The sequence below is a fragment of the Polaribacter sp. genome, from assembly GCF_036480315.1.
Lineage (GTDB): Bacteria > Bacteroidota > Bacteroidia > Flavobacteriales > Flavobacteriaceae > Polaribacter.
The window spans coordinates 20100-37781 of sequence record NZ_JAZGGG010000054.1 but is presented as its reverse complement, the minus strand read 5'-3'; the positions used below and the strand labels follow the sequence as shown (position 1 = coordinate 37781).

Here is a 17682-nt window from a genome sequence, read left to right as displayed (position 1 = left end):
TTAATACCTCTAAAATTTTCTCGTAATTTGCTCTAAAGCTGTTCATCTATTTAAATGTTTGAAATTCAATTAAATATACGATTCTCTTAATCAATGAACAGCTTTTTTATAATGCACAACAGGTTTGGTTACTTTAATAACACAAATTTTTAAGTATTCAATGAAGCCTGCAAACAATTCTAGCCCTGATTGTAGCATTTGTTTGAGCTCTTTTTTATTCTTTTTCTGAATAAAAAAAGCGAGTGCGAAAAGCAGGAAGTAGCTTCAAAAACAACTCTTAAAGTAAATTTAAAGCAAAAAAAAAAGCGTCCCATTTAAGGGAAGCTTTCCATTGGTTAACAAAACCAAGACACTTTTTATAAAGTGCCAAACAACACAACTAAATGCTACTTCAACAAAAAGTAGCGGACAAATATACAACGTTTTATAATATCCACAACAATTAATATGTATTTTATCGAATTCTGTAATTGTAAAATTCTTGAAACGTTGTATCTTTGTAGTCTTTAAAAATTTATCATTAATATATAAGAAATGCAATTATCAGAACAAGAAGTTGTACGTAGAGAAAAGCTAGTAAAATTAAGAGATATGGGTATTAATCCTTATCCAGCAGATTTATTTCCGTTAGATTCTAACTCTAAAGAAATAAAAGAAAATTTTACAGATGGCAAAAAGGTTATAATTGCTGGACGTTTAATGTCTATAAACATACAAGGAAAAGCTTCTTTTGCGCAGTTACAAGATGGTGAAGGTAGAATACAAGTGTATTTTAATAGAGATGAAATCTGTACTGGCGAAGACAAATCTTTATATAATGATGTTTTTAAGAAGTTATTAGATTTAGGTGATTTTATTGGTATTGAAGGTGAATTATTCACGACCAAAGTTGGCGAAAAAACTGTAAAAGTTAAGTCTTTTAAATTATTGAGTAAAGCACTTAAGCCTTTACCAATGCCAAAGGTAAAAGATGGTGTTACTTTTGATGCGTTTACAGATCCAGAGATGCGTTACAGACAGCGTTATGTAGATTTAGTTGTAAACCCTAATGTGAAAGAAGTATTTATTAAGAGAACAAAAATGTTTAACGCAATGCGTTCTTTCTTTAATGATGCTGGTTATTTTGAGGTTGAAACTCCGGTTTTACAACCAATTCCTGGTGGCGCAGCAGCAAGACCTTTTATTACACATCATAATTCTTTAGATATACCTTTATACATGAGAATTGCGAACGAATTATATCTTAAAAGATTAATTGTTGGTGGTTTTGATGGTGTTTATGAATTCTCTAAAAACTTTAGAAATGAAGGAATGGACAGAACTCATAATCCTGAATTTACAGCCATGGAAATCTATGTTTCTTACAAAGATTACAATTGGATGATGGATTTTTGTGAGCAACTTTTAGAACATTGTGCAATTGCTGTAAATGGAACTTCGGAAGCTACTTTTGGTGAACACCAAATTAACTTTAAAGCGCCATATGCAAGAGTAACCATGGCAGATTCTATAAAACATTTTACTGGTTTTGACATTACTGGAAAAACAGAAGGTGAAATTAGAACTGCTGCAAAAGGAATGAATATACCTGTTGATGAAACAATGGGGAAAGGAAAGTTAATTGATGAAATTTTTGGTGAAAAATGTGAAGCAAATTACATTCAGCCAACTTTTATTACAGATTATCCTAAAGAAATGTCTCCTCTTTGTAAAGAACACAGAGACAACCCAGAATTAACAGAGCGTTTTGAGTTAATGGTTTGTGGTAAAGAAGTTGCAAATGCATATTCTGAATTGAATGACCCAATTGATCAACGTGAGCGTTTTGAGCATCAATTAAAATTAGCACAAAAAGGTGATGATGAAGCTACCGAGTTTATCGATGAAGATTTCTTACGTGCTTTAGAATACGGTATGCCACCAACTTCTGGAATGGGAATTGGAATGGACCGTTTAATCATGTTCTTAACAAACAACCAATCGATACAAGAAGTTCTTTTCTTTCCTCAAATGCGTCCTGAAAAGAAAGCGCCTTCTATTGAATTAAACGATGAAGAGAAAGCTGTTTTAGCAATTATTACTAAAGCTGAAAAAATAGACTTAAATACTTTAAAAGTACAATCTGGTTTGTCTAACAAAAAGTGGGACAAAGCCATTAAAGGTTTAACTAAAAAAGAGGTTGCAAAGGTTTCTAAAACAGAAGAAGGCTTGTTTGTAGAAATTGCATAGCAATTTATAATTCTGAACTCGTTTCAGAATCTTATTAAATAAAATTGTAAAAGGAATTGCTTAAATGTAGTTCCTTTTTTTATTTTGTTTCTTAAAAAAATTTCTAATAGATTTGAAAAACTAAAATTAGTAATGGAAAATTATTCTAAAATAATTGAACAGATATATTCTGATGTTAAAAACATGGATGATATTGGTACAGTTGCTAGTTATATTCCAGAGTTAGCTTTTGTGGACGCTAATAATTTTGGTGTGCATCTTTCTACAATAAAAAACCAACAAATTGGTTTTGGAAACGTTTATAAGAAATTTTCAATTCAAAGTATTTCTAAAATTCTAACCCTAACTTTAGCGTACAAATTAAAAGGAGAAAAATTGTGGGATAGAGTTGATGTAGAACCTTCTGGAAACCCTTTTAATTCACTTTTACAATTAGAATCTGACCAAGGGAAACCCAGAAATCCTTTTATTAATGCAGGTGCAATTGTTATTTGTGATATTTTAATAAGCCATTTAAAAAACCCAAAAGAAGACTTTCTAAATTTCTATAAAGAAGTTTCTAACAGTCAAAATTTAAAGTATTCAGAAAAAGTAGCACAATCAGAGAAAAAAACTGGTTTTAGAAATATAGCATTATGTAACTTTATAAAATCTTTTGGTAATATTAAAAACGATGTTAACGATGTGTTAGACTTTTACTTCTATACCTGTTCTATAGAAATGAGCTGTAAAGAACTTTCTAATACATTTCTTTTTTTAGCAAACGATAATTTTACAACAACAAAAAACACACCCGTTCTTACTATTAGCCAGGCAAAAAGAATAAATGCAATTATGCTAACCTGTGGGTTTTATGATGAATCTGGTGAGTTTGCCTTTAGAGTTGGCTTACCCGGAAAAAGTGGTGTTGGTGGTGGTATTATTGCAGTTCATCCAAATAAATACTGTATTGCAGTCTGGAGTCCAAAATTAAACAAAAAAGGAAACTCATTTAAAGGAATGTTGTTTTTAGAAAAGTTTACTTCAAAAACCGCTTCTTCAATTTTTTAGATTTAGTTCTAATTTATTCTAAAAAAACACTAAAAACACAAATGAACAATTTACCTTCTTTAAAAAATCAAATTAAAAGCGTTACAAATTTTAAAGAACTTATTTCGACACCTTTTTATAACGAGATAAATGCAATGTCTTGGAACCGTAATTTAATTGGCGATTTTTCTGAAATCATTAATAAAGTAAGCGTTAGCGAAAATATAACAGAGTTAAATACTGAGCAATTACTAACACTAAAATTAAGTAAACAAGGTCAATTAGCCAGAAACATTCTTATAAATGACTTAAAGTTATTAAAAAACTATGGAACATCTCCTGTTTTAAATATTATAAAAAATTATGACAAAGATGATAGTTATCCCTACCTTCCAACAGATGTGTATTCTTTTCATGTAGATCGCTCTCCAATAGCAACAGATACTTATTTATGCACTTATTTTGGTGAACCAAGTGAAATAATAAATAATTTAGAAGCAACACAAAAAATTCTAATTCCTGAAATACGAACGGAATTAAAAAAATTATACGATGGCTCTGATAATGATTTTGAAGCCTTTTTAACTGAATTTTTCTTTGATTTACATTATCAACCAAAACCAGATGCAAACATAATTAATTTAGGAAACGGGAATTTATGGAAGTTAGCCATAGATCACCCAGAAAGCAAAGTATTACCATGTATTCATAGAGCACCTAAAGAAAAAAAAGGAGAACCCAGGTTATTAATGATCTGTTAATTATAAGTAAGATTTGTTTACCTTGTTTCAAATATTTCTTAATTCAACAAAAAACATATTGCTACTTTAGTTATTAAACATGTAAAATTATTTTACTTATAAAAAAAATCAATCGTGTTGAGAAAAATCCTTTTATTTATAGCTTTATCTTTTGTTTTTGCGTGTTCTTTTAAAAAAGAGAAAATCATAGATTATACCAATTTTCAAATAGAATATTCTGGCAGAATAGATTCTTGGTTATTAAATATGCCAAAACATGATGAATTTAAAGCAAGGTTTGGTACTAAAAATCCTGATGAAGAAGATATTACAAACGCATATCAACAATTTGTATCAAAAATAAGAAAACAGTACCCTAAAGCTAATATTAGATGTACTCTAGGATCTATAGATGCTAGGAAAAAAGGTTCTATATGGATTAATTATATTACAAAAACTGTTGAACGTTTAAGTGACTCTACAATCTACACACAACTTTATGCCGTGTAAAAAAAGTGGAACACATCCGTCTATGAAAGAGCAAGAATTAATGGCAAAAAGTTTAATTAATTTTATTGAAGAAAATATAAATTGGTAACTAACATTTACCCTTTAAACTTCATTCCTAAATGTACTACTTTCTTTGTTTCATAAAAATCTTCTTCAAAATAATCTGGTAAATTATAGATTGTAGCAGAAGTGTAAAGTTTTAACTCTTCAGATAAATCACCACCCTTTAAGTATAAAATTCCGTTTTTAAGATCATGATTCTGCTTTTTAGCTATTCTTCCTTTAGTCCAACCAACAAAAGTTTCCATTTGCGCAACGGCTCTACTTACAATAAAATCGTAGGTATCTTTAACTTCTTCTACTCTACCATTGGTAGTTTTTACGTTTTCTAAACCCAAACCTTCTGCAACTTCATTTACTACTTTTATCTTTTTACCAATAGAATCTACTAAATGAAATTGTGTTTCTGGAAACAAAATAGCCAATGGAATCCCTGGAAAACCACCACCTGTACCAACATCTAATATTTTAGAACCTGGTTTAAACTGTACAACTTTAGCAATTCCTAAAGAATGTAAAACATGACGTAAATACAATTCGTCTATATCTTTTCTAGAAACCACATTAATTTTTAAGTTCCAATCTTGGTACAATTCCTGAAGTTTAGAAAATTGTTCGATTTGTGTTTCTGATAAATTTTTAAAATATTTCTGAATAATATCCATCTAAATAATGTTTGAATTGCAAAAATAGTTATTGTTTACAAACAATTAGTAACAAAAGCTGACGTTTATCATATAAAGCAAGTTCAAAAAGATTATTTTTGTAAATCAATATTAAAATACTGAATGAAAACTATAAACTTCTCAAGAGTAGATAAAGCTAAATTCTTTAGAATTCTTAACAAAAGAGTTAATACATATTTTAAAGAAAACGATATTAAAAGAACAGGAAACTGGAAATTGTATACAAAAGCAATTATTATGTTTTCTTTATTTTTAATTCCTTTTATATTAATACTTACAGTTTCTATGCCACAATGGACCATGGCATTGTTGATGGTTGTAACTGGAATAGGAATGGCTGGTGTTGGTATGAATGTAATGCACGATGCTAATCATGAATCTTTTTCTAAAAGAAAATGGGTAAATAAATTAATGGGTAGCAGTATTTATATACTTGCTGGGAATGTGTATAATTGGAAAGTACAACACAATGTTTTACATCATACCTTTACAAACGTAGAAGGACATGATGAAGATATAGATGCCGGTAGAATTATTCGTTTTTCTCAACACTCTAAATGGTTTAAAATTCATAAACTTCAAAAATATTATTCGATATTCTTATACGGATTATTAACAATTAATTGGGCAATTACTACAGATATTAAGCAAATGCACCGTTATTTAAAACGTAAATTATCTTACGGTAAATTCCCGAACCCAGCAACAGAATGGACAAAATTAGTGATTTCTAAAGTTGTTTATTATGCACTTTGGATTGTTTTACCTTTATTGGTTTTAGATGTTGCATGGTGGAAAATAGTTATTGGTTTTATTGTAATGCATTATACTGCAGGTATGATTTTAAGTTTGGTTTTTCAATTAGCGCATATTGTACCAAATACAAAAATGCCTTTACCAGATAAAGAAGGTAATTTAGAGCATACTTGGGCAGTCCATCAATTATATACAACTTCTAACTTTGCACCTAGCAATTGGTTGGTAAACTTCTATACAGGTGGATTAAACCATCAAGTTGAACATCATATTTTTCCGCATATTTCTCATGTGCATTATAATAGTTTAGCTAAAATTGTAAAAGAAACTGCAAAAGAATTTAATTTGCCATATAATGAATACGACACAATGCGTAAAGCCGTTATAGAACATTTTAGACATTTAGGAGTTTTAGGACAAAATCCCGAATTAGCATAAACAAACAACACACAACAAACAGTAAGATGAAACATCCATTATCGGACAGAATTAACAGTTTACCTGTTTCTGCAACATTAGCAATGGCAGCAAAAGCAAGAGAATTAAAAAAAGCAGGTAAAGATATTATTGGTTTAAGTTTAGGGGAACCAGATTTTAATACACCAGATTTTATTAAAGATGCTGCAATAGAAGCTATCAATCAAAATTACAATTCGTATTCTCCTGTAGATGGTTATGCAGAATTAAAAGAAGCAATCTGTGTAAAGTTCAAAAGAGATAATAATTTAGTATACAAACCTAGTCAGGTAGTAGTTTCTACTGGCGCAAAACAATCTATTGCAAATATTGCACAAGTATTGTTAAACCCAGGAGACGAGGTTTTATTACCAGCACCTTATTGGGTAAGTTATTCTGCAATTGCAACTTTATGTGAAGCAAAATATGTAGAAATTCCTTCTTCTATTGAGAATGATTTTAAAATCACTCCTACACAATTAGAAGCAGCAATTACGCCTAAAACAAAAATGATTTTCTTTAACTCGCCAAATAACCCAAGTGGTACTATTTATAGCGAAGCAGAATACAGAGCATTAGCAGTAATTTTAGAAAAACACCCAAATATTTATATTTTATCAGACGAAATTTACGAACACGTAAATTACGATTGCAAACCATTTAGTTTTGCACAAATAGAAAGCATGTTCGATAGAACCATTACCGTAAACGGTTTAGCAAAAGCATTTGCTATGACAGGTTGGCGAATTGGTTATATTGGTGCTCCAGAATGGATTGCAAAGGCTTGTACAAAAATGCAAGGTCAAATTACTTCTGGTACTAATTGTATTGCACAAAGAGCCGCAATTACTGCAGTTTTAGCTCCTGTTTCTAAAATTCAATTTATGGTAGATGAGTTTAAAACTCGTAGAGATATCATTATTGGTTTATTAAGAGAAATAGATGGTTTTAAAGTAAATGTACCAGAAGGCGCTTTTTATGTTTTTCCAGATGTTTCTGCCTTTTTTGGTAAAACAATTAACGATGTAAAAATTGAGAATGCAAGTGACTTTGCATTATATATTTTAGAAAAAGCAAATGTAGCTACTGTAACAGGTGACGCTTTTGGTGCACCAAATTGTATTAGAATATCTTATGCAGCATCTGAATTACAAATTAGAGAAGCAATTAAGAGAATTAAAAAAGTATTAAGTTAGAAATAACTTTTACGCTATAAATTATAAATCCATCTTTTTTTAGATGGATTTTTTTTGACGTGTTTTTGAGAAAATCAAAAAACCGCGCTTTCCACTATATCTTTTTAAATTTGTTCTCGATACAAATTTGCTCTTTCATCGCAAATTCACTCGAACTGACATTTAAAAAGGATGCCGTTTCAATCGCCTACGCGAGCTTGTTTATAAAGGTAAGTTCTTATTGAAGTATTAAGTTTATTAAAAAGAAATCATAACAATAGCAATCACAAAAAGAGATACTCTTAAAATAGTACCAGTTTGGCTTTCTATTTGTCCATGATTAATAATCATAGATTTTACGCTAGATAATGATTTAGATTTTGCATTTCTAATATCTTTTTTTATTTCTTGTTTGTAAGCTGAAGTTAAAATTCCTCTTTCTAATACTGTTGTAGTTTGTAAATATTTCATGGTGTTTAGTTTAATTGATTTATATAATAGAGACGACTGCAAAAAAAAAATGTTACACAAAAAAAATCATCAAAACACCTAGAATAAAGGTTTTTATAGCATTCATGGTTTACGACAATCAGAAAAAAAAATGAAAATAATTTGTAAAAAAGCAAAAAACCACATCTTTTACAGATGTGGTTTTTAGATAATTAGTATGCTATTTTGCTCTTAATCTACATTATCATGTAAAAAAGAATTGTTAGATTTAAAATTAACACCGTCATCATCTTTATTAATTGCTGTTTGAGATTTACTTATTGGTGCATCTAAACTTAAATCTAGACCTTGTCTTTTATAAGCTGGCTGACGAGAAATTTCATCAACCTTTTTATTTAACTGATCGTTAAATTTATAGTTGAAACCTTTCATTTTTTTACGTCTTTCTTCAGCTCTTTGTTGTAATTCAGAAATTGTTAAATCTAAAGGAGAAACTTCTTCACTAGTAGTTTCAATCTTATTAACTACTGCTTGTGGCGTTGCCGTTTTTAATTCAAACTGAATTTCTTCTTCCTCTTCTTCAACTTTATTTTCGATGATATGAGAACTTTTACCAATTGTTGGTTGTGCATCAAATTCTTCTAAAACATAACGAGTTTCTTTTTCTTTTCTTTCAAAAACAATTTCTTGTGTATCTATAACATCAATTTCAATTATATTTGATACTTTTTCTTCATTTAAATTAAATTTAATTTCAACATCTTCTTTTTCTTCAACATTAAGATTTAAAGGTAAATCAAATATTAGATCCGCTTGTAATTGTTGTGGCTCTTCTTCAATTATTTCTTCAACAACTGGCGTAATATCTGTAATGATAAAATCTTCATCTGCAATTGCTTCTGTGTGAATTTCATCATAAGAAACAGGCATACTTGCAATGATTTCAGAAGTTTGAATCAAATCCATCTTTGGACTATGCGGCGCATCTAATGTATCTGTATCATCTTCTAAAGTATGTACAATTTTTTGGTCAGATTTATTAGAAATTGGTTGGTCTAATGTTGGTGCTTTTGTAATTGTTTTTTCACCAAAATTATAAGTTGCTTTTTGTTCTTCTTCTAAAGTATGAACAATCTTCTTAACTTCCGTGTTTGTAATTTCACCTTGTTGATCAGCAGCAAAACCTGTTGCAACGATAGTAACCGCAATAGCATCACCTAATTTTTCATCTTCACCAACACCCATAATAATATTAGCGTCGTAACCAGCTTCATTTTGAATGTAATCGTTAATTTCTCCGATTTCATCTAAAGTAACTTCGTTGGTTCCAGAAACAATTAAAAGTAAAACATTCTTTGCTCCAGTAATTTTATTATCGTTCAATAAAGGAGAATCTAATGCTTTTACAATGGCATTTTTTGCTCTGTTTGTACCTTCTTCTTTTGCAGAACCCATAATTGCAGTTCCACTATTAGAAAGTACTGTTTTTGCATCGTGTAAATCAATATTTTGTTTATAGTGATGCGTAATTACTTCAGCAATTCCTTTAGACGCAGTAGAAAGCACTTCATCTGCTTTAGAAAAACCAGCTTTAAAACCTAGGTTTCCATATACTTCACGAAGTTTATTATTATTAATCACAATTAAAGAATCTACATTTTGGCGCAGTTGGTCGATTCCTATTTGAGCTTGTTTTGAGCGTCTTCTACCTTCAAACTGAAATGGCATTGTAACAATACCAACAGTAAGAATGTCCATATCTTTAGCTATTTTTGCAATAATTGGTGCTGCTCCTGTACCAGTTCCACCACCCATTCCAGCAGTTATAAATACCATTTTAGTCTGGGTATTTAACATTTGCTGAATTTCTTGCATACTTTCCTTTGCAGCTTGTGCACCAACTTCTGGATTTGCACCAGCACCTAAACCAGATGTTAGATTTGCTCCTAACTGAATTTTATTAGGAACAGAACTATTTTCTAAAGCTTGTGCATCTGTATTACAGATTACAAAATCTACTCCTTTAATGTTTTGGGTAAACATGTGATTTACCGCGTTGCTACCACCACCACCAACTCCAATTACCTTAATGGTGTTGGATTGTGTTTTTGGCATGTCAAATGAAATGTTATCAAATTCTGCGCTCATAATAACGTTACTTTATATTTTAATTTTTTATTTTCTTTCTTAATTCTCAAATTCATAAAAGCAAACTAACAACTGCTTAATGCAACTGAAAACTATCTACTTATTTTATTCTGCGTTGTCTAAAAAGTCTTTTAATCCTTCTGTAAATTTTTCAAAAAACGATTTTTTCTTTTTTGATTTTGGTCTTTCCTCTACAATTTGTTGTACTTCTTCAACTTCGTTTTCTGTTGTTACAATTACTTCTTCTACAACTTCTTCAACAGTTTCTTCTTTATTATCTTTTTCTAAACCTTCCATTAGCAAACCAACAGCGGTTGCATAAGCAGGACTAGATAAAGCATCATCAGAATCACCCGCTAAATGTTCATTAGGAAAACCAATTCTAGCATCCATACCTGTAATATATTCTACTAACTGACGTAAATGCTTTAATTGTGCACCACCACCAGTTAAAACAATACCTGCAATTAATTTTCCTTTTGCAGTTTCATGCCCGTAATTTTTAATCTCTAAATACACGTGCTCAATAATTTCTTGAACTCTTGCGTGTATAATTTTAGATAAATTTTTTAACGTAATTTCTTTAGGCTCTCTTCCTCTTAAACCAGGAATTGAAACTATTTCTGTTTCTTTATTTTCGCCAGGCCAAGCAGAACCAAATTTTATTTTTAATAACTCTGCTTGTTTCTCTATAATAGAACAACCTTCTTTTATGTCGTCTGTTATTACATTTCCTCCAAAAGGAATTACAGCTGTGTGTCTAATTATTCCGTCTTTAAAAATTGCTAAATCAGTTGTTCCACCACCAATATCAATTAAAGCAACTCCTGCTTCTTTTTCTTCTTGACTTAAAACTGCAGATGCAGATGCTAAAGGTTCCAATGTAATATCACTTAAATCTAAACCTGCACTTTTTACACAACGTCCTATATTTCTTATTGATGAAACTTGCCCAACAACTACATGAAAATTAGCTTCTAAACGTCCACCATACATACCAATTGGTTCTTTGATATCTGCTTGAGAATCTACTTTAAATTCTTGTGGTAACACATGGATAATTTCTTCTCCAGGTAACATTACCAATTTGTGAACTTGATTTACCAAATTCTCAATATCTACATCATCAATAACTTCATCTGCATTATTTCTTGTGATATAATCACTATGGTGTAAACTTCTAATATGTTGACCTGCAATACCTACAACTACATCTTCTATTTTAAGGCCAGAAACACTTTCTGCTTCATCTACAGCTTGTTGAATAGATTGTATTGTTTGTGTAATATTACTAACTACACCACGCTTTACACCTAAACTCTTCGCTTTGCCAATACCAATAACTTCAATTTTGTCGTACTCATTTTTACGACCAATCATGGCAACAATTTTGGTTGTACCAATATCTAAACCAACTGCTATTTTATTGTCTTCCATTTTTGATTTATTTTGTGCACACAACTTGGTTGTGATATTTTACATTAATCGTTTTATAATTCTGAATCGTTTTATCTAAAAATGTTTTATTATAAAACGCTTTTAACTTCTTAAATTTTACATCAACATTGGTTAATTTTCCAAAATAGATTTTATAATTTCCACTTCTAACGGAAAATTGATACTCATCATCATCAAATTTCTGAATTCCAACAACTTCTTTTTGAAGAAAATTATCTTTCAAAATAACATCAATTAAAGGTAATATTTCATCAACATCCACTTCATTTTTAATACCTGAAATTAAAAGAACTCTTGTTGAATAGTTTTCAGACAAAGGAACTTTTACACCTTGTTTATCAATGTAATAAGAATCATTTTCTGAAATAATTCTTGCAATTGGTTTACGCTGTTTTATCACCGTTTTTAGCACACCACCTATTGTAAAAAAAACAGTAGCTTTTTCTACATATGGGTTATTTAAAACCGTATTCTCTAAACCATATAAATCTAATGTAGATTTTGCTTTATTACTAACTGTTTCACCATTTTGTATTAACAATTTATTAACCATAGAATGTGTTAGAAAACTATTGTCTCCAGCCTCAAATTCCACAACAGGTTCGTCTATTATTTTTGCAGAATTTCTTTTTGAAGAAAAACTATACAAAAACCCCACACTTACAATAATAGTAAGGAATAACAGGTATTTCAAGAACTTTTTAAACTCCATTATCTTCCGTTTTTAAAAGTTTATTTGTTACTTCTTCAATCAATATCCCAATATCACCAGCACCTAACATTGTAACTACTTTTGCAGATGAATTCTTAATATCTTTTAGTAAATTATTTTTATTTGTCAGTTTTTTATGTTCGTTATCAATTTTACTCAATAACCAATCAGAATTCACACCAGCAATTGGCTCTTCTCTTGCTGGATAAATGTCTAATAACAATACTTCATCAAATTTTGATAAAGCAGATGCAAAATCTTCAATAAAATCTCTTGTTCTAGAAAACAAATGTGGCTGAAAAACAACCAATACTTTCTCATTCGGATACATTTCTCTAACCGAATTTTCAACAGCATTTATTTCTGTAGGATGATGTGCATAATCATCAATCAACACAAAATCGTTTGTTTTAATTTTATAAGAAAACCTACGTTTTACTCCTTTAAAAGTTGATAAACTATCTTTAATGTTTTCTAATGAAATTCCATAAACATCTGCCATTGCCAATGCTGCTAAAGCATTCATAACATTATGTTTTCCTGGTAAATTAAACTCAATATTTTTAATTTCTGAAGTAGGAGTTTGCACATCAAAAATATATTTCCCGCTTTCTATTTTTAAATTATATGCCTTATAATCCGCATCTTCATTTACAGCATAAGTTAATCCTTTTAAAGGCAAACCTTTTGCTACAATTAATGTATCTGAAACTTTATTAGAAAAATCTATAAATGATTCTTGTAACGTATCAGAATCTCCATAAATATCTAAATGATCTGCATCCATAGAGGTTATACTTGCAATATTAGGGCTCAACTTTAGAAAAGATCTATCAAACTCATCTGCTTCTACAACAGAAATTTTATCTTCCCCTAAAATTAGATTGGTATTATAATTCTCTGCAATTCCACCTAAAAACGAAGTAGCTTTTACTTCTGCCATTATATGGCCTAAAATAGACGAAGTAGTTGTTTTTCCGTGAGTTCCTGCTACCGCTAAACAGAAGGTCGTTTCAGTAATTTTTCCTAAAATTTCAGACCTTTTTAAAACCGTAAACTTATTGTCTATAAAATAATTTAATTCTGTATGATTTTCAGGAACAGCTGGCGTATAAACAACCAACGTTTTACTTTTTTCTAAAAAAGAAATTGGAATATTTTTCACAGCATCTTCAAAATGAATTTCAACATCGAGATCTTCTAAAGAATTTGTAATTTTAGTAGCAGTTTTATCATAACCAGCAACTTGTTTTCCATTCACAGCAAAATAACGAGCAATTGCGCTCATTCCTATACCACCAATTCCGATAAAATAAATATAAGCCCATCCTAAATTCTTCCCATTGGGGAGGACTTTCTCATTGTTGCTTATATCTTTATTTTTAATGTTCATTATTCTTTCAATTCCTTAAACCCTATCTTTTCTTCGCATGAGTGCTTCTTCCTTCCGGGAAGATTAAGATGGGCTTTTTAACAACTTTTCTATTTCGTTTACAATATCTGTTGTTGCGCTTGGCAACGCTAATTCTTTTATATTTTCAGCTAAACTTTGCTGTTTACCTTTATCTTTTAATAATGTTTCAAAAACGACTGGAAAGGTTTCTAACTCACTTTCTCTTAACAAAATTGCTGCATGTTTATCTGCAACAGATTTTGCGTTTTTAGTTTGATGATCTTCAGCAACATTAGGTGATGGAATAAACACAACTGGCTTACCTACAATACATAATTCTGAAACAGAACTTGCACCTGCTCTAGAGATAATAATATCTGAAGATGCATATGCAAAATCCATTCTATTTATAAATTGATGTACTTGTACATTTTCTAACCCATTGTATTTTTTGTATTCTTCAAAATATAGTTTTCCACATTGCCAAATAATTTGAATTCCTTGTTTTTTAAAGAACTCTAAATTACTTTCTATTAACTGATTTATTCTCCGTGCCCCTAAACTTCCTCCTAAAATTAAGACCGTTTTCTTTTCTTTATCTAGTTTGAAAAACATTTTTCCATCATCTGTTTTTGAATGAATAGACAACAAATCTTGACGAACAGGATTCCCTGTCTTTATAATTTTATCAACTGGAAAAAACCTTTCTAAATTATCATAAGCAACACAAACCTTGTTTGCTTTTTTACTCAATAATTTGTTAGTAATTCCTGGAAAAGAATTCTGCTCTTGTATTAAATTCGGAATTCCTTTTCTATTAGCCATCATTAAAGTTGGGCCACTTGCAAAACCACCTGTACCAATTGCTACATCTGGTTTAAACTTTCTTATTATTTTTGATGCATTCCATAAACTACTCATCAACTTAAATGGAAACGATAAATTATCTACCGTTAATTTTCGTTGAATTCCAGAAATCCACAATCCTTTTATTTCATATCCCGCTTGCGGAACTTTCTCCATTTCCATTTTATCTTTTGCGCCAACAAACAAAAAATTTGCATCCGGAAAACGCAACTTTAATTCGTTTGCAATTGCAATTGCTGGATAAATATGTCCGCCAGTTCCACCACCGGAAATTAGTATGTTAATCGATTGTTTCATGTAAAATATCTAAAGGATTATCATCTAAAATTTCTTCTTCTGTAACTGTTTTTGTGGCACTTACACTTAATATCATTCCTAGTGCAAAACAGGTCATCCAAATGGAAGTTCCTCCACTACTAATTAGCGGTAAGGTTTGCCCAGTTACAGGAAATAAATTACTGGCTACAGCCATATTAATAGTGGCTTGAAAAATTATTGGAAGACCTACACCAAGCACTAATAATGTTCCGAAAATTGTGGTCGTTTTTCTTATAACAACAAAAATCCTGAAAAGCAATAAAAAGTAAATTGACAAAATTATAAAACCACCAAACATTCCATATTCTTCAATAATTATTGCATAAATAAAATCAGAAGATGATTGTGGTAAAAAGTTTTTTTGAACACTTTTTCCAGGACCAACCCCAAATGAGCCACCAGTTGCTATTGCTATTTTTGCTTTTTCAACTTGATACGCTTCTTTACCACCTTCTTGTGAGAAACTCTCTATTCTATTTTGCCAAGTTTGTACTCTATTTGGCATTGCATCTGGAAAAGCTTTAGCAATTAACACAAAAAACATCAATGCTAAAAGTCCTGCTCCTAATACAAAACCTATATATTTTAATGGATAACCACCTATAAACACAATTACTAAAATCATTGTAAAAATGATAGCTGTTGTAGAAAAATTTGCAGGTAATATCAAAATTAAAACCAACGAAACTGGTAACCAAAGCTGTAATAAACTTTCTTTAAATCTAATTTTCTTTTCTTTATTTCGAGCCAAATACCTTGCTACATAAACCATTAAAACCAAACCAGCTAAAGTAGAAGTTTGAAAACCGATACCTCCAATTCGAATCCATCTACTTGCATTTGCGCCGCCAATTGTGGTTCCTTGCGCTAATGTAACTGCCAACAAAACAATTACTACTGGTAACATAATTACAGAACCGCCAGAAAAATATCTATAGGGCACTTTATGAACTCCATAAATAATTGCAAAACCCATAATTAGCAAAACCGCATGTTTTACTAAATGTCCTAAAGTAGATCCATTACCAACAACATACACCAAATTTGTACTTGCGCTATACACGGGCATAAATGAGAATATCGCCAAAATGGCAACGATTGCCCAAATGGTTTTATCTCCTTTTATATGTTGAAAAATGGTTTTCATAAGCCTTCCTATTCTCTCCTAAAGAGGGAAACACTATCGTGTTTATCTATGCTTTTTATTTATTCTAATTTTTATTTTACTTCAAATCTGTTAATTCTTTCCATTTGGGAAGGTTGAGATAAACTTTTAAAGGCTTCTAACAGCTGCTTTAAATTGACGTCCTCTATCTTCATAGTTATCAAATAAATCGAAACTTGCACAAGCTGGTGACAATAAAACAGTTTCTCCTCTTTCTGCCAATTTATGAGAAACTTTTACAGCTTCTTCTGCACCTGCGGTTTCAACAATAATATCAACTACATTACCAAACGTATTTTTTATTTTTTCATTATCAACACCTAAACAAACAATTGCTTTCACTTTTTCTCTTACCAACGGTAATAAGTCATTATAATCATTTCCTTTATCTACACCTCCAACAATCCAAACCGTGGTATTATCCATACATTCTAATGCATAATAAGTTGCATTTATATTGGTCGCTTTAGAATCATTGATATAAACTACGTCTCTAACCTTAGCTACGTTCTCTAAACGATGTTCTGCACCTTCAAAATCTTCTAAACTTTCTTTTATTACCTGTTTTCTTGCCTTTAATAATTGCGCAGCCATTGTTGCGGCCATTGCATTTTTAGTATTGTGTTTCCCTTTAATTGATAAAGCTGATATTGGCATATTGATTGTATCTTTAGTAATATTGATAATAATGTTGTTTTCTCTAATAAATGCTCCGTATTCTAATTCTTTTTCAAGTGAAAACGGAACTAATTTCGCTTGTATTTTATTTACTTTTAACCAGTTATTAATTGCTTCATCATCTACATCATAAATTAAATAATCGGCCGATGATTGATTTTTTGTTATTCTAAATTTTGATGCTATATATTTATTAAAATCATACTCATATCTATCTAAATGATCTGGTGTAATATTGGTTAAAATTGCAATATGTGGTGCGAATTTTTCGATTCCATCCAATTGAAAACTACTTAACTCTAGCACATAATTATTATAATCTTGTTCTGCAACTTGTTGCGCAAAACTGTCTCCAATATTTCCAGCAACTCCTACGTTTAAACCTGCATTTTTTAAAATATGATGCAACAATAATGTTGTTGTTGTTTTTCCGTTTGAACCAGTAATACCTACAATTGAAGCTTCAGTATACTTTGCTGCAAATTCAATTTCAGAAATCACCTGCACTCCATTTTCCTTCAACTTTAAAATCAAAGGAACTGTATCTGGTATACCTGGACTTTTCATCACAACATCAGCATTTAAAATTTTGCTTTCTGTATGATTTTTCTCTTCAAAATCTATCTCGTTATTTAAAAGAACTTCTTTATATTTTTTTGAAATTTCTCCTTTGTCTGAAACAAAAACCTCGTGCCCTTTTTGTTTACCTAAAAGAGCTGCACCAACACCACTTTCACCTCCACCAAGAATGACAAGCCTCCTAAATCCTCCTAAGGAGGACTTTTTCTCACTCTTATGTTTATCTTGGTTTTTCATTTTTTATTTCTATATTTTTCTATACCCTATTTCCAT

The 17682-nt window shown here is 30.4% G+C and carries 15 protein-coding genes; 6 read left to right on the top strand and 9 right to left on the bottom strand.

The features are described 5' to 3' along the window. Positions 1-534: 534 nt before the first annotated feature. From lysS to V3V28_RS11135, 4 genes are all read left to right on the top strand, one after another. Positions 535-2229, top strand: coding sequence for a lysine--tRNA ligase (lysS, locus tag V3V28_RS11150; protein ID WP_331365093.1), 1695 nt, complete (start codon positions 535-537; stop codon positions 2227-2229). Positions 2230-2361: 132 nt separating this feature from the next. After that, entirely contained in the window at positions 2362-3279 is a 918-nt protein-coding gene (locus V3V28_RS11145; RefSeq protein WP_331365092.1) for a glutaminase, read from the top strand. 41 nt (positions 3280-3320) lie between these two features. After that, a complete protein-coding gene (locus tag V3V28_RS11140) occupies positions 3321-4019 on the top strand; it encodes a hypothetical protein (protein WP_331365091.1) in 699 nt (232 codons plus the stop codon). Between the two features lie 117 nt (positions 4020-4136). Next, entirely contained in the window at positions 4137-4508 is a 372-nt protein-coding gene (locus V3V28_RS11135) for a hypothetical protein (protein WP_331365090.1), read from the top strand. A 95-nt stretch (positions 4509-4603) separates the two neighbouring features. Here V3V28_RS11135 and rsmG read toward each other — a convergent pair whose 3' ends face one another. Further along, positions 4604-5233: a 16S rRNA (guanine(527)-N(7))-methyltransferase RsmG gene (gene rsmG, locus V3V28_RS11130; RefSeq protein WP_331365089.1), complete on the bottom strand. Its 630-nt coding sequence runs from the start codon at positions 5231-5233 to the stop codon at positions 4604-4606. Positions 5234-5356: 123 nt separating this feature from the next. On the opposite strand from rsmG, the gene V3V28_RS11125 reads away from it, so the two are divergent. Then, the gene (locus V3V28_RS11125; protein ID WP_331365088.1) at positions 5357-6448 is read left to right on the top strand and encodes a fatty acid desaturase family protein; all 1092 of its coding nucleotides are present in this window, start codon (positions 5357-5359) and stop codon (positions 6446-6448) included. A 26-nt stretch (positions 6449-6474) separates the two neighbouring features. Next, a complete protein-coding gene (locus tag V3V28_RS11120) occupies positions 6475-7662 on the top strand; it encodes a pyridoxal phosphate-dependent aminotransferase (RefSeq protein ID WP_331365087.1) in 1188 nt (395 codons plus the stop codon). Between the two features lie 237 nt (positions 7663-7899). On the opposite strand, the gene V3V28_RS11115 is transcribed toward V3V28_RS11120, so the two are convergent. From V3V28_RS11115 to murD, 8 genes are all read right to left on the bottom strand, one after another. Further along, positions 7900-8112 carry a hypothetical protein gene (locus V3V28_RS11115; RefSeq protein ID WP_331365086.1) on the bottom strand — a complete coding sequence of 71 codons (213 nt, stop codon included), beginning with the start codon at positions 8110-8112 and terminating at the stop codon, positions 7900-7902. Between the two features lie 210 nt (positions 8113-8322). Continuing rightward, positions 8323-10239, bottom strand: coding sequence for a cell division protein FtsZ (ftsZ, locus tag V3V28_RS11110; RefSeq protein ID WP_331365085.1), 1917 nt, complete (start codon positions 10237-10239; stop codon positions 8323-8325). Between the two features lie 105 nt (positions 10240-10344). Beyond that, complete coding sequence (ftsA, locus tag V3V28_RS11105) at positions 10345-11676, bottom strand: cell division protein FtsA (protein ID WP_331365084.1); 1332 nt, start codon at positions 11674-11676, stop codon at positions 10345-10347. Positions 11677-11683: 7 nt separating this feature from the next. Continuing rightward, complete coding sequence (locus tag V3V28_RS11100; protein WP_331365083.1) at positions 11684-12409, bottom strand: cell division protein FtsQ/DivIB; 726 nt, start codon at positions 12407-12409, stop codon at positions 11684-11686. Next, complete coding sequence (murC, locus tag V3V28_RS11095) at positions 12399-13802, bottom strand: UDP-N-acetylmuramate--L-alanine ligase (RefSeq protein ID WP_331365082.1); 1404 nt, start codon at positions 13800-13802, stop codon at positions 12399-12401. The genes V3V28_RS11100 and murC overlap by 11 nt, the downstream gene beginning before the upstream one ends. A gap of 63 nt (positions 13803-13865) precedes the next feature. After that, entirely contained in the window at positions 13866-14966 is a 1101-nt protein-coding gene (gene murG / locus V3V28_RS11090; RefSeq protein ID WP_331365081.1) for an undecaprenyldiphospho-muramoylpentapeptide beta-N-acetylglucosaminyltransferase, read from the bottom strand. Continuing rightward, on the bottom strand, positions 14950-16134 hold the full coding sequence (locus tag V3V28_RS11085; protein ID WP_331365080.1) for an FtsW/RodA/SpoVE family cell cycle protein: 1185 nt from the start codon (positions 16132-16134) through the stop codon (positions 14950-14952). The genes murG and V3V28_RS11085 overlap by 17 nt, the downstream gene beginning before the upstream one ends. A gap of 126 nt (positions 16135-16260) precedes the next feature. Beyond that, positions 16261-17646: a UDP-N-acetylmuramoyl-L-alanine--D-glutamate ligase gene (gene murD, locus V3V28_RS11080; protein ID WP_331365079.1), complete on the bottom strand. Its 1386-nt coding sequence runs from the start codon at positions 17644-17646 to the stop codon at positions 16261-16263. Positions 17647-17682: the final 36 nt, after the last annotated feature.

Coding starts and splice junctions, on each gene's coding strand:
- lysS (WP_331365093.1), top strand. CDS start 535: ATGCAATTATCAGAACAAGAAGTTGTACGTAGAGAAAAGCTAGTAAAA.
- V3V28_RS11145 (WP_331365092.1), top strand. CDS start 2,362: ATGGAAAATTATTCTAAAATAATTGAACAGATATATTCTGATGTTAAA.
- V3V28_RS11140 (WP_331365091.1), top strand. CDS start 3,321: ATGAACAATTTACCTTCTTTAAAAAATCAAATTAAAAGCGTTACAAAT.
- rsmG (WP_331365089.1), bottom strand. CDS start 5,233: ATGGATATTATTCAGAAATATTTTAAAAATTTATCAGAAACACAAATC.
- V3V28_RS11125 (WP_331365088.1), top strand. CDS start 5,357: ATGAAAACTATAAACTTCTCAAGAGTAGATAAAGCTAAATTCTTTAGA.
- V3V28_RS11120 (WP_331365087.1), top strand. CDS start 6,475: ATGAAACATCCATTATCGGACAGAATTAACAGTTTACCTGTTTCTGCA.
- V3V28_RS11115 (WP_331365086.1), bottom strand. CDS start 8,112: ATGAAATATTTACAAACTACAACAGTATTAGAAAGAGGAATTTTAACT.
- ftsZ (WP_331365085.1), bottom strand. CDS start 10,239: ATGAGCGCAGAATTTGATAACATTTCATTTGACATGCCAAAAACACAA.
- ftsA (WP_331365084.1), bottom strand. CDS start 11,676: ATGGAAGACAATAAAATAGCAGTTGGTTTAGATATTGGTACAACCAAA.
- V3V28_RS11100 (WP_331365083.1), bottom strand. CDS start 12,409: ATGGAGTTTAAAAAGTTCTTGAAATACCTGTTATTCCTTACTATTATT.
- murC (WP_331365082.1), bottom strand. CDS start 13,802: ATGAACATTAAAAATAAAGATATAAGCAACAATGAGAAAGTCCTCCCC.
- murG (WP_331365081.1), bottom strand. CDS start 14,966: ATGAAACAATCGATTAACATACTAATTTCCGGTGGTGGAACTGGCGGA.
- V3V28_RS11085 (WP_331365080.1), bottom strand. CDS start 16,134: ATGAAAACCATTTTTCAACATATAAAAGGAGATAAAACCATTTGGGCA.
- murD (WP_331365079.1), bottom strand. CDS start 17,646: ATGAAAAACCAAGATAAACATAAGAGTGAGAAAAAGTCCTCCTTAGGA.